Source organism: Prevotella sp. P4-119, assembly GCF_002251345.1.
Lineage (GTDB): Bacteria > Bacteroidota > Bacteroidia > Bacteroidales > Bacteroidaceae > Prevotella.
In genome coordinates, this window is record NZ_NPJB01000015.1 from 44,225 (window position 1) to 56,255 (window position 12,031).

The following is a 12,031-nucleotide window of genomic DNA, read 5'->3' on the forward strand; positions in this document are numbered from 1 at the left end:
GTTACTTTTGTGGCACAGTAGTCAGCCGTGCTGACGGTTGCTGCGATGCAGGAGGGGCTGGAGGAGTTGGCGCTTCTTCCAGTCCATTCATGCGCTGCTCGTTTTCCTGTGCGGTCTTATAGTAGTTCTTGACATAAGGATCTTCCTTGAAAACCTTTGTGGCTTTCGACATCAAGTCTTCAATCTGCGGGGTAAGGATAGGATAACGATACTGGCTGGTAATCATCATAAACACACCAGGACCCAGCACATTATCAAAGTTAGCCTCTATGAATTTGGTGACAAGACGGTCTTCGTCGCTGGCTATCTTGGCGGCTTCTACCGATAGTTGCTCATTGATCGCTGCCTCGTCTATACCGTCAAGCAACATCTGACTCTGCTTGTGCGAGAGCTCGTTCATCTGGTTTGACAAGCGGTTGTGTTCTTCTATAAACACATAAAGTGAATCGTTGAGCGGAGTGCCACTTACGATCTGGCGACCAGCCTCAATCTTCACTACGATGTCGCCCTTCTCCAGTACGATGGGCATCACACTCTCATCGTCCATATACAGACTGGCCATGCGAATACTGTCGAGTGTACCCGAGAAGTGAAATTCACCATGTACCACCTCACACGAGTCGAGATTTTTCAGTTGATTGTTCTTGATAGCTTTCAGATAAAGTTTACTGCCATCAAGGGCGGTAATCGACGATGAACCTTCCACATTATACGATCCGACACACGAAGTAAGTGCGGCCGCAAGAGCAAGAGTATATAGAATTTTCTTCATAGACAATTTCGTTTGTTGCTACAAAAGTACTACGATGGTATGAAAACACGGAATATTTTTGCGCAATTTAATATATTTGTGCAAATATTTAGAGTTTTTTTGCCTCTTTTTCCAGTTCGTGAGCTATTCTATGGGTTGTATAGAGTTGCAGTATGGCACCCAAGAGCACCAAAACAATCCAGTTGTTGTGCACATATTGCAAATAGACCAAGAAGTCGAGACCGAGGAAATTGGAATTATTCGCCAACATCATCAAGCCTGCCAACAAAAACAGCACATCGCTGATGAGCATGATGCGGCGAAGACGGCGCACAGTGATATTGGTTCCGTCATAACGCTGCTGCATCTGCATCGCAGCATACAAAAGTGCACCGGGGGCAAAGGCATAAGCCGCCCACGGCTGCAAAAAAAGGCTGGCGCCAGCGCCAACCACCATCAGCATACCACCTGCTAAAAGGAGGTAGCTCTCTATCTTATTCAGTTGTCTCATTATTACTATTAAATGGTGATTGCGTCCGCGGATCGTCACTCAACACAAAGATATCCTCATCGTCAGCCTTCATAAAATAGCGTTCACGGGCTATCTTTCTCATTGCATTAGGGTCACTGTCCAACAGGCGTATCTGCATCTGGTCATTATTATATCGGTCAGTATATTCTTTGATTTCGTCTTTCAGTTCAACGATACGGCGTTTATTGCGGTGAACATTCCACAAACTATTCTCGCCGACGACACCCAGCAATAGTATTGCGACTATCGTTACGATGCCGTATTTCAACCACTTACGGTGGTACAAACTGATCATTATCTCTTTCAGATGCTTCATCGGGAGGCAAAGTTACGAAAAAAAGTTGTAACTGATTACAGATTTTAGAAGATTAACGTATTTCCACCTGAAATATACCGTAAAACTATTCCACTGCGCTGCTCGATATAAGTGTTGGCGTCCCCCCTGTGGAGATTATGGAGAAGGAGTAGAGGGGAATGGAAAGGCATAGGCATGGCTTACACCATTTGTCACATGTCACATGTCACATGTCAGATGTCAGATATGCTAAGTTATATTTGGCTGGTTCGCAGATTTTCGCTGTCTTTACCCCAAATGATAGAATATATGAAGAAACTACTATGTATTATTGCGTTGGCATTGGATGTTCTGATCCGCTTGGCTGGTATAGAGACAAACCTGAAGACAAACGCTTTTATGCGACTTGTTGTATTGAGTCCGAACCTCTTTACGTCAAAGTCTTTGGATAATGGTCTTGTAGAAGTTACGTCAATGACCTCTTGACATGTTGGGGGTGATGCCATGGACCAGTCCCCGTGACACGTTTATTGCGGCTACGTTCTACGAGCACTATGATGACATACTCAACTTCTACAATAACAGGTCGTCTAACGCAGCAGCAGAGTCTTTCAACGCCAAAGTCAAGTCCTTCAGGGCAGCACTAAGGGGAATTAGGGATGAGAAATTCTTTCTCTACAGACTTTCCATGATATACGCTTACCCCCACTAATTATCTACTGAGCCGTTTTTATTATTTTCTCTTATTTCTGATTGAAATCTCGAAGATATTTCGTATTTTTGCACACGGATTTCGTATTTGTACGTTTTCCAAGACATATTGCTCGATAGTCACACAATCACCACCGTTTATATACGAGCAAACCTTCATTATTGGGACTGCTACCCAAACGGGCGCAGCTTTCCCATATTTGAAGGTGGTTTGTGGTGAACCGTGTGACGTATGGCGAATGTCTGCGCCTTTTTTAAGTCATTGATGATAAGAGTAATTATAGGTTCAACAAATAAAAGCAAACAATTATGAAGAGGATTATTAGTTTCTTATTTGCGATGTCATCAATAATGTCATTCGCTCAGCAGTTGGATGGTTACAATTGTATTTTTCTTAATTCTCACACAAATAATCAGTGGGGACTTGATGACCGTATCAAGAGTTCCTTTATTGAAAAGGGATTCAAAGTAGTAACTTCTCGAGATGAAATATCCAAGAAACCAAATGAACGACTGGCAACACTGGAATTAACTTATAGCTTTGAAATAAAATATGGTGGAACACCTTTTAACTTCAAACTGGTAAACATGTTGGGTGAAAAAGTATTTGAAGCTGAAGGTGTTGGTAATACTATGTCTGCGAAAGCCGATGCTAATCGTGCATGTAAGAGAGCACTAGGAAAAATGGAAAAACTGCCATATAAATATGATCCTTCAAAAACGCCAAAGTTGCCAACTCCTACTACAGAAAAGTCATCATGGACAGATAGTCAAATCAAAGATTATTTGTCATCAGCAGATATTGATGAAATAGAAGGAATCTATAAAAATATGGGTGGACCTTTTTACAAATTAGCTATCTTGGAAGATAATGGTAAATACCTTGCTATCGTAATGGATACCGACCGTTCTAATTGGTTTGTTGGTAGTGTAAAAATTATATTTGAAAAATTGAAGGATAAATTTTATAATACCAGTTATTATGATGATAATTATTCAAGATTGGAAACCATCTCAGAAATTAGTGTTGATGGTGTGCTTAAAATAGGAGACTACTCATATATGAAAATTTATCCAATAACGAAATAAGCTATTATTTCCAGCATGGCTTTTGAAGATGATATGATTGAGGCCGGATATTCTGATGAACAAGAATATCTTGATAGTTTAATTGACGATTTTGAAGATAACTACAGACGTCAACAAGATTGTGAGTTGGAATATGACGACGATTACGTTCATATTATACTTAAAATTCAAACTGATTCAAGATGCAAATTAATGTAAGTACCTCCAATGTAGATTGGAATTTTGAAATAGCGAACAGATATCTTCCTGTAAGATTGTCAACAACGCATTTTGATGGATATGGTGAGTGTATCGTCATTGTGGCAAACAGAGCCGACGGGATGACTTCTGAAATCACCGAGAACAATAATTCAGAAGTGTTTATTACACTTATGGATAAATACCTATATGAAGACGTGAAAGCAAAAGTGTTAGGTATGGATTATTGGAAACCCAATACGCATTACAACACTTTTGATGGTTTCGCTGATGGAATAAAGAGAAAAATTCATTTAGATGGTTCTGTGTTTTAAATTCAAGCCGTCGAATTATTAGCGAAAACCATAGTTTTTAACAATACTATAAGCATTACTAATATGTCAATAAAAGAATTTCTCGATAGCGAAAGGAACTCTTTTGATTCCTTATTACAAGATTACGACAACATGCAACCTCTATATGCATGTCCCGTATTGGCGACAAATCAATTTTCATATGTTTATGATTCCTGTCCAATGTTTTGGGATTTAGACAAAGGCTTTTTCCTAAAAGAGGACAAAATAATACCAAATGTTGATTTACATGGCTCTGATGACCTAATTCCACAGCTGTATTTGAAATCATCATCAAGGTTTTATAACACATACGTAGAAGACAAACATATTGGAATGACATATACGTTCTATTCCAAATTAGCTTGCCATAAAATCTATCAATTTTTTGATGAAGACGGAGAAGGTACACATGGTATTGAACCTTTTTCTTACAAAAGGATGCCTTCTTTTTTTGAGGACCCCAATAATCTTCCAGATTGGTTAATTGAAGGAATGATTAATGAAGACAACGTGATTGGAATGGTGTGCATTGAGGCATCGGTTTCCAAGGAGCGAATTGGAGTGTTCTCATTATTATTAAATAGACCACGTAAAATGGAACGTCTTCACAAATTTGATCTTTATGAAATATTTGATTACCAAAAGGTCTATCTGGAATCCTCCTATTTAAAATCATATAATACAAAGATTTTAGTATGGGCATTTGTTCATGACCTCAAAAAGGGTACAGGGCTTGCTAAATTACAAGTAATTGGTGATGAAGAGAATGCAAGGAATCTTCATAGTTACATTAGATGTAATTATGAAAGATTTACTGACGAGAAAAAAGATGAATGCGTATTGCTGTATCCTGATGAATATAAAAAGTTCACACCATCAGATGAGATTTATCAAAGGCTTGTTATTGATACGGTAATGAGTATGGCAACAACGATTCGTCGTTGGGGGCTTGGCGGATCTTATGCTGTTGCAGCCATTACAGGAGACGAATCGGTTACAAATCTGATGGTTACAACAATTAAGACGATTGATAACAACAAGAAGATTACTTTAAAATTACCCTGTGAATACCAGTTCCCACTAACCATCGTTCTTTCATTCATGAACATGATGTATGGGGAAAATATTCCGATAAAAGCACCTCTCGGCTTTTGGTTGTATTACTTACTATTTGAATACAGGAAAAGATGTTCCCAAGAAGAATTACCATTCATCAATACCCTTATGGTATTTACATTGAGAAACAATTTGAGTTCATTTGCTAAATTTTTCAGTGTAATCAAGCAAAAAACGTTTATTGAAGAGATAAAGACGAAAGGATTCTTTGGAACAAAAGTTAAAACAGTTAGTAGCGATTGGATTTCTCGTGACAACAATTCATGCGTATTCGAGCTTATCTATTATTTCTCAGGAAATGGTGAGACACAGTGGGACAAATTATCATCGGAAGAGCAGCAGTTTTGGAGCAGAAGGCTTGATAATGAAATAGAATACGAGGCGATTCTTCAACAACTTCAAAGAGACGGACAACATACCACGATGGGGATTGAAAAACAACGGGAATTCTATGCAAGTCAATTATATGAGGCTATCAAGTCTGAAATCGATAATAATAATTTCTACATGAGGGACTATAATTGACGGGCAAAAACATAAGTGAACATTATCAGAAGAACGTTGTTTTACTATAAAAACTAATCGTGAGGATGCCGCCACAAATTGCCAACGCATCCTCACGAAAGAAATGTCACATTCTGTCTTATATACAAATCTTGTTGATGATTGTATCAAATTTTGATACAACAGACTGTTCTCTTGCTAAACTAATTAGCCATTCCGCTTTACATAAACATGTTTGATACGGCTATCTCCAGAATTTCTCTTATCTATCGTAAAATGAGTTTTACAAGATTCAATTAAAGGAGTCAATTTAGGAAATCCATAGTTACGAGGGTCAAAGTCTGGTTTCTTTTTGAGTATAAGATTCCCAACTTCAGCGAGAAATGCCCACCCACTATCATCTGCCAAATCATCTATTGACTGATTTAGAAGACTTATTATGTCATTTCCAATAGCATCTTTGACTTTTGTTGGTTTAGAAACTTCTTTGGTCGTTTTGCTATCATGTACATTTTGAGTTTCATTATTGCCAAGTATTTCTATATAGATAAACTTGTCACATGAAACAATAAAGGGTTTAGGCGTCTTCTTTTCTCCCATACCAATGACAAATTTGCCAGCTTCTCTCAATCTTGTTGCTAAACGAGTAAAGTCACTATCGCTCGACACGATGCAAAAACCATCAACTTGATCGACATGTAAGATGTCCATTGCATCAATGATCATAGCAGAATCAGTAGCGTTTTTCCCTGTTGTATAACTATATTGCTGAACAGGTGTTATTGCATTCTCTAACAAAACTGATTTCCAACCAGACACAGAGGGTTTTGTCCAATCTCCATAAATCCTCTTTATAGTAGGGTTGCCATATTTGGCAACCTCATCCAACATTTCCCTAACACGAGAATACGGCACATTGTCAGCATCAAATAGTACGGCTAATTTGTTTTCTTTGTTTGTACTCATAATCTTGACATCTATTTTAACACATTTCTATTGTTGTTTCCTTCAAGCACTTGCATTTGTTGAATGGCAATCTGGTTAAGTTCAATGAATTTGCCTTTCCCGCCTACCCATTTGATAAAAGGTTTTGCTTTGGTCATATTACTAAATCTATAAAGAAGTCTTATTTAATTGAGGGATGTAAAATAGGTTGTATCTCACATTTTGCATGCAAATATATAAAAATTAAATGAAAGAGGCGAAGATGTTGGCTTAAAAATCTTTCTTTATCATTATTTTCTTTGGGTTAATCCTTGTCCAAGATAATTCCGTGAAACAGAAAATGCCCAGTTTGCTTTTTCAAAAACTGTTATACTGTTATATTGTCACGCTTGTAACGCAAAAATCGTTTTTGGGAAACTGTTAACTGTTATCTGTTATTTGAAACACTTAGGAATGATGATATTGATCCCGTGACAATATTATGTTAGAACCATCGGTGGCTATAAAATGAGGACTTCAATGAAATAAAGGATTGTATTGACACCAAATATTATCATACTGTAAATATATTAGATATGTATTATGTTAATATTGTAAAGTTACCATACTTACATCACACAAAATGGTGATATGCAGGACTCTTGTGTGGCTTTGCATGATTTTTATGGTTTAACCTGTGGTTGAGCCTATAAGGATGGGGCTGTTGCACTTACAGCAGGGTGTTTTGGGTGGACAGGACATTATCTCTGTCGGTTATTTGGAGGATAACAAGGCATTAAAAGCCCATGGAGGGGCTTCTACATGGTTGAACCATAGGGTTTCCACGGGATGGACGAAATGGTTTTATTCGCCGCGGAAATGCTCAGTGTGGACAGGAAGTGCAGGGTTCTGCCTTGGCAGATTGGGAGCAAAAGGCATTTTGCTGGTTTGTGGTTGCAGAAGGGTATTCTGCCAGCCATGAAGGTGGCTACTCGTCGAGTTGCCGATACTTTCTCGTCGGCATCTCGATCGATATTCGTTGCTCTTTCGTTCGTTTTTCGCTTGTTCCTCGTTCGGTCCTCGTTCGGTCTTCGATAGACTAACGAATAAGCAACGAGAGACGAACGAGAGACGAACGAGGACCTAACGAGAAGTTAACGGGAACCGAACGAGAAGCGATCGAGAAACCGTGAACTATCTGTCGTGACCAAATGGCATGAAAATCCGTTAAATTTGTAAGCATAAGCGGCATTTTAGTTGTTGAGTTATTTGTTTGATTTTTGGTTTAAAGGTTTCTTTCTTGTTTTTAGGAATTATCCTCGGCTTGAATTACAAAGATACAACATGACACCCCCGGAATGCAAGAGTTTTGGCAGTTTTTATTTGATATTTAATATTATTTAACTTTATTATAGATATTTTTATAGAGCAACTCGTTTTAATTTGGGCTTTGATTGAATATCAAGAAGATGGACGTCTGCCTAAATAAAACAGGTAACAATATGGAAACGAGCGGGATTCTGCTCGTTTCTGTATTTTGCAATATATAAAGAACGCCTAAATTCGGGATGATAAAGATACGATAGTTTTCTAAATATCCCATAAAAAGCAAGGAGAAATTTATGGTATTTAGAGCTTTTTGCGTTAAATCTGATGCTTACCAGCAATATGTATCCAAAATAAACAGGTGCTCGGATATAGCCTATCTGAACACTTGCAGACATAACGTTTTGTCGCTGACGATGATTTTAACATCGGCTTTCATATACTTTTGCAGTATAGGAGTATTTTGTCCCTGTGTACTCACTGTGGCTATAGCCATAAAATAGTTACCATCTTCCCTATGTATGAGCCTGGCTTTATGGCTTGTGATGTCGCAGTTACAAGATGCATTATCGTTGCCCTCGAAAGATACATGAGCCGTCCTTGGCTCATCGAAAAAATACAAATACTTGTATGGCACAAATACTTGCACTGTTCTTTGATTGATGACCTCACCATTAACCTCTATGGATATAGGATAAGGTACCTTGTAGAAAGCAACTGCGAGGGCGAGGACTATTATCGTAATGACAACCGTTCCCAAGCTGACGAGGCGAGGAGGAACTTTACCTATCACGTTCCTCACCTTCTCGCTTCTCAATTCGATGTTATCTGATTCTTTTTCTTTCCGTTCCATGTCAAAAACAATTTAGTTTCCCAATTCCAGTTGATTCTTCACAAGGTTATAATATGCCCCTTGCTTGGCTGTCAAGGACTCATGGTTGCCAACCTCGACCACCTTGCCATGGTCGATGACTACGATTTGGTCGGCATTCTTCACCGTGCTCAGTCGATGTGCTACTATAACAACCGTCTTGCCCTTATAGAACTTATCCAAGTTCTCCACGATGCTTCTCTCATTGTTGGCATCAAGTGAGTTGGTCGCCTCATCAAGGAAGATGTAGTCTGGATTCTTATAGACAGCCCTTGCAATCAAGATACGCTGCTTCTGCCCTTGGCTCAGTCCTACACCATCACGACCAATCTTGGTGTTGAACTTCAGAGGCAAAGCCATCACGTAATCCTTGATGCAAGCTATCTCGGCAGCTTTCAACAACCTTTCCTTATCTATATCGCCATCATCAACAGCAATATTTCTTGCGATACTCTCCGAGAAGATAACACCATCCTGCATGACAACACCACATTGTCTGCGCCACCACTTTTTGTTGAGTTTGTTAATGTCTGTATTTCCAATGTTGATTTTTCCCTCCAAGACAGGATAGTAACCAAGCATCAAACGGATGAGGGTGGTCTTTCCACTGCCAGATGCGCCAACGATGGCTGTTACCTTACCTTGCGGAATGTGAATGCTCACATCGTCTATGGTTTTGCGCAAAGCATGTGGGTCGTACTTGAACATGATGTTCTTGATGTCAATGCCATCATTCTTATCTTCAATAGAAGTTAACAAGCCTTCCTTTCCATTCTCATCATCCATCTGGTGAATCTCGTTGATTCGCTCCAAGCTAATCTTCACATCTTGCAGGGAATAGAAGAAGTTCATCAGTTGCTCCACAGGCGAGTTGAGCTGTCCGATGATGTATTGCACGGCAAGCATCATACCAAGTGTCATTTGCCCATGAATTACGGCGGTGGCTGCAACTACCGTAATGATGATGTTCTTCACCTCGTTGATAAAGATACTTCCTGCCTCCTGTGTCTGTTGGAGTTTGAGTGATTTCATCTGCACCCCAAACAAGTCTGCTTGCGTGTCCTCCCATTCCCATCTTCTACGTTGTTCACAATCCTGCAACTTGATTTCCTGCATGGAGGTGATAAACTCATAAGTTTTGTTATTGTTGATGGCTTGCTGCTCAAACAGTTCGTAATCAAGCACCTTTCTTCGCTTCAAAAACAAGGTCATCCATGCGCCATAGAGGATGCTTCCCAACAAGAAGATGGCAAATACCAACTTATTGTAGAAGAACAGCACCACCGAGAATACCACGAAAGTAAGCATGGCAAAGGTGATGTTGAGCGTCTGCTGTGTTAGGAAATTATTCACACGGCTATGATCGTTCATCCTCTGCATCAAGTCGCCCATGAGCTTCGTGTCAAAGAAAGACATCGGTAGTTTCAAGAGTTTGATAAAGAAGTCACTAACCAATGAAATGTTAATACGCAGAGAAATGTGAAGCAAAAGCCATCTGCGGATAAAGTCGATTGCCGTTCTGCTGATTGTAAGCATCAATTGCCCCAACAAGATAAGCCACACAAAACCAATGTCTTGGTCCTTGATGCCGACATCCACAATGGACTGTGTGAGGAATGGCAAGACAAGTTGCAAAAGACTACCAATAATCAAGCCTAAAATGATTTGCCCAAAATACTTGCGATATTTCTTCACATAACCAAAGAGAAAGCGGAAAGATCTTTTCTCTTTGATGAGTTTTTCACCCTCCATCTTATAAGTGAAAAAAGCAGGAGTGGTTTCCAAGAACATGGCGATGCCTTTGTCTTCTTCATTCGATCTTGTACTTATCCAATGCTTTTTGAACTCCTCAAGGCTGTACGTTACCAATCCCTTTCCAGGGTCTGCGATATAGAATCTCTTTCCTTTCTTCACCTTGTATAGAACCACAAAGTGATTCTGGTTCCAATGAATAATACATGGAAGAGGAACTTCGTTTAAAATAGAAGTTGTAGCTCTTGCACATGTGGTATGTAAGCCTAGAATGTTTGCAGCTTCATTGATACCCAGCAGGGACACACCCTCCGTAGTAGCAAAACAAAGTTTCGACAAAGAATCCATAGAATATTCCCTGCCGAAATATTTGCAAATCATTTGCAAGCAGGCTATACCACATTGCATAGAATCATGCTGTACACATAGGGGAAAAGGGTTCTCATATGCCATATCGCGAAGAATCTATAGATTTCTTTTTCGTTTCTTTATAATCTTTAAATCGATATCGCATGGTTAATGAAAACATTCTCATATCAATATCATGATTGAATGCATACTTCATATCATAAACACTACATTTTGTTTTCATTCTGTACGTATCGAAAATATCTTCTCCCCTAAAGATAAATGTCAATCCATCTATACTGGTGTGCCATGTAATGCCTAATGAAACAGAATACATACTTGGAACATCATACATTCCTTGTATAACAGGAAATTGATACCAACCAGAAATATCTGCACTTATTTTTTTCCTAAATAAAACAAAATTATTGGTAAGTCTAAACATTCCAGAGGTCTTTTTTTTATTAAAAGTCAAATCATCTTCAATCGCCCCACTTTGATGCATATTGAAAGCCATTGTCGTAAACTTCGATGATATGTTAGAAGTCCACTTCACTGGAACAACGGCTATAAGACCATATCGATAGTTTTGAGAAAAATTCAGGTATTTGTATATTGCTAACAACTCAGTACATTTCAATATCATATTTTGCGTAAAAAAATCAGGACTTGTTTCTGCAAACATACCAAATATATATTTTGATTTTATTATATAGTTTAAATTACTACTATATTTTACATACGGCTTTAAATCTGTATTACCATCACTGACACAATAAGAATTTATCAAAATACGATTTGCAGCAGTTGTCCAATATGTTGGATAACGCTTTTCACTATTCAAGCTCAATTGTAAAACACTTCTTGAAGTAGGTCTATAAACACATGTCAAAGATGGATATATTTGACATTGACTCCATAGAGTTTTTGCACGCTCGTGATTTTTTATATATGTAGAGTGAAAATACTCACTTGCCAAAGAAACATTCAGAAAACCTTTTTTGGCAAAGGGATATCTATATCCAATGTGAATTTGCGCTGTTTGCTCTTTTTGCGTAAAAGATAGATTATCATCAAAATTCTTTCCTATAACACTTATCCTTTTATCACTTGACGTTGAGACTATATTTCCTTTAATTCCAAAAGTAAAACGTCCTCCCATGATTATTTTTTCACCATTCATATAAACCTCAAATTTATTAGAGTTTTGCTTATATGTACCATCTTGTTTTACTTCATCAATTTTTTCTAAATACTGATTTTCTCTTTGAGTAAATAA

The 12,031-nt window shown here is 38.4% G+C and carries 12 protein-coding genes and 2 pseudogenes; 5 read left to right on the forward strand and 9 right to left on the reverse strand.

Annotated elements, in window-relative coordinates; genetic code table 11:
- Nucleotide 1 precedes the first annotated feature (1 nt).
- The 4 genes and pseudogenes from CIK89_RS01360 to CIK89_RS13755 form a co-directional block, all read right to left on the reverse strand.
- Nucleotides 2-772: a DUF4369 domain-containing protein gene (locus tag CIK89_RS01360; RefSeq protein WP_094389640.1), complete on the reverse strand. Its 771-nt coding sequence runs from the start codon at nucleotides 770-772 to the stop codon at nucleotides 2-4.
- A gap of 88 nt (nucleotides 773-860) precedes the next feature.
- Nucleotides 861-1,262, reverse strand: coding sequence for a hypothetical protein (locus CIK89_RS01365; RefSeq protein WP_094436385.1), 402 nt, complete (start codon nucleotides 1,260-1,262; stop codon nucleotides 861-863).
- Entirely contained in the window at nucleotides 1,246-1,599 is a 354-nt protein-coding gene (locus tag CIK89_RS01370) for a septum formation initiator family protein (RefSeq protein WP_254046345.1), read from the reverse strand. Before CIK89_RS01370 ends, CIK89_RS01365 begins: the two co-directional genes overlap by 17 nt.
- Before the next feature lie 233 nt (nucleotides 1,600-1,832).
- Nucleotides 1,833-2,049, reverse strand: a pseudogene (locus CIK89_RS13755) (hypothetical protein); the annotation flags it as partial.
- A 58-nt stretch (nucleotides 2,050-2,107) separates the two neighbouring features.
- Between CIK89_RS13755 and CIK89_RS01375 the strand changes: the two are divergent.
- The 5 genes and pseudogenes from CIK89_RS01375 to CIK89_RS01395 form a co-directional block, all read left to right on the forward strand.
- Nucleotides 2,108-2,290 (forward strand): annotated as a pseudogene (locus CIK89_RS01375) (transposase); the annotation flags it as partial.
- Nucleotides 2,291-2,598: 308 nt separating this feature from the next.
- Complete coding sequence (locus CIK89_RS01380; protein WP_144007323.1) at nucleotides 2,599-3,378, forward strand: hypothetical protein; 780 nt, start codon at nucleotides 2,599-2,601, stop codon at nucleotides 3,376-3,378.
- A 15-nt stretch (nucleotides 3,379-3,393) separates the two neighbouring features.
- Complete coding sequence (locus CIK89_RS01385; protein ID WP_094389643.1) at nucleotides 3,394-3,576, forward strand: hypothetical protein; 183 nt, start codon at nucleotides 3,394-3,396, stop codon at nucleotides 3,574-3,576.
- The gene (locus CIK89_RS01390; RefSeq protein WP_144007324.1) at nucleotides 3,561-3,890 is read left to right on the forward strand and encodes a hypothetical protein; all 330 of its coding nucleotides are present in this window, start codon (nucleotides 3,561-3,563) and stop codon (nucleotides 3,888-3,890) included. The genes CIK89_RS01385 and CIK89_RS01390 overlap by 16 nt, the downstream gene beginning before the upstream one ends.
- A 63-nt stretch (nucleotides 3,891-3,953) precedes the next feature.
- On the forward strand, nucleotides 3,954-5,552 hold the full coding sequence (locus tag CIK89_RS01395; protein ID WP_144007325.1) for a hypothetical protein: 1,599 nt from the start codon (nucleotides 3,954-3,956) through the stop codon (nucleotides 5,550-5,552).
- A 186-nt stretch (nucleotides 5,553-5,738) separates the two neighbouring features.
- On the opposite strand, the gene CIK89_RS01400 is transcribed toward CIK89_RS01395, so the two are convergent.
- The 5 genes from CIK89_RS01400 to CIK89_RS01420 form a co-directional block, all read right to left on the reverse strand.
- Entirely contained in the window at nucleotides 5,739-6,497 is a 759-nt protein-coding gene (locus tag CIK89_RS01400; protein WP_094389646.1) for an NYN domain-containing protein, read from the reverse strand.
- A gap of 11 nt (nucleotides 6,498-6,508) precedes the next feature.
- A complete protein-coding gene (locus tag CIK89_RS13890; RefSeq protein ID WP_256387812.1) occupies nucleotides 6,509-6,634 on the reverse strand; it encodes a hypothetical protein in 126 nt (41 codons plus the stop codon).
- Between the two features lie 1,523 nt (nucleotides 6,635-8,157).
- Nucleotides 8,158-8,634, reverse strand: coding sequence for a hypothetical protein (locus CIK89_RS13760; RefSeq protein ID WP_254046583.1), 477 nt, complete (start codon nucleotides 8,632-8,634; stop codon nucleotides 8,158-8,160).
- Nucleotides 8,635-8,646: 12 nt separating this feature from the next.
- On the reverse strand, nucleotides 8,647-10,857 hold the full coding sequence (locus CIK89_RS01415) for a peptidase domain-containing ABC transporter (RefSeq protein ID WP_094389649.1): 2,211 nt from the start codon (nucleotides 10,855-10,857) through the stop codon (nucleotides 8,647-8,649).
- A partial coding sequence (locus CIK89_RS01420; protein ID WP_144007326.1) for an outer membrane beta-barrel protein occupies nucleotides 10,847-12,031 on the reverse strand: 1,185 nt, incomplete at its 5' end. The genes CIK89_RS01420 and CIK89_RS01415, both read right to left, overlap by 11 nt.

What these genes read in the sequence shown, in the direction of transcription:
- CIK89_RS01360 (WP_094389640.1), bottom strand. Translation starts at nt 772, where the DNA reads ATGAAGAAAATTCTATATACTCTTGCTCTTGCGGCCGCACTTACTTCG.
- CIK89_RS01365 (WP_094436385.1), bottom strand. Translation starts at nt 1,262, where the DNA reads ATGAGACAACTGAATAAGATAGAGAGCTACCTCCTTTTAGCAGGTGGT.
- CIK89_RS01370 (WP_254046345.1), bottom strand. Translation starts at nt 1,599, where the DNA reads ATGAAGCATCTGAAAGAGATAATGATCAGTTTGTACCACCGTAAGTGG.
- CIK89_RS01380 (WP_144007323.1), top strand. Translation starts at nt 2,599, where the DNA reads ATGAAGAGGATTATTAGTTTCTTATTTGCGATGTCATCAATAATGTCA.
- CIK89_RS01385 (WP_094389643.1), top strand. Translation starts at nt 3,394, where the DNA reads ATGGCTTTTGAAGATGATATGATTGAGGCCGGATATTCTGATGAACAA.
- CIK89_RS01390 (WP_144007324.1), top strand. Translation starts at nt 3,561, where the DNA reads ATGCAAATTAATGTAAGTACCTCCAATGTAGATTGGAATTTTGAAATA.
- CIK89_RS01395 (WP_144007325.1), top strand. Translation starts at nt 3,954, where the DNA reads ATGTCAATAAAAGAATTTCTCGATAGCGAAAGGAACTCTTTTGATTCC.
- CIK89_RS01400 (WP_094389646.1), bottom strand. Translation starts at nt 6,497, where the DNA reads ATGAGTACAAACAAAGAAAACAAATTAGCCGTACTATTTGATGCTGAC.
- CIK89_RS13890 (WP_256387812.1), bottom strand. Translation starts at nt 6,634, where the DNA reads ATGACCAAAGCAAAACCTTTTATCAAATGGGTAGGCGGGAAAGGCAAA.
- CIK89_RS13760 (WP_254046583.1), bottom strand. Translation starts at nt 8,634, where the DNA reads ATGGAACGGAAAGAAAAAGAATCAGATAACATCGAATTGAGAAGCGAG.
- CIK89_RS01415 (WP_094389649.1), bottom strand. Translation starts at nt 10,857, where the DNA reads ATGGCATATGAGAACCCTTTTCCCCTATGTGTACAGCATGATTCTATG.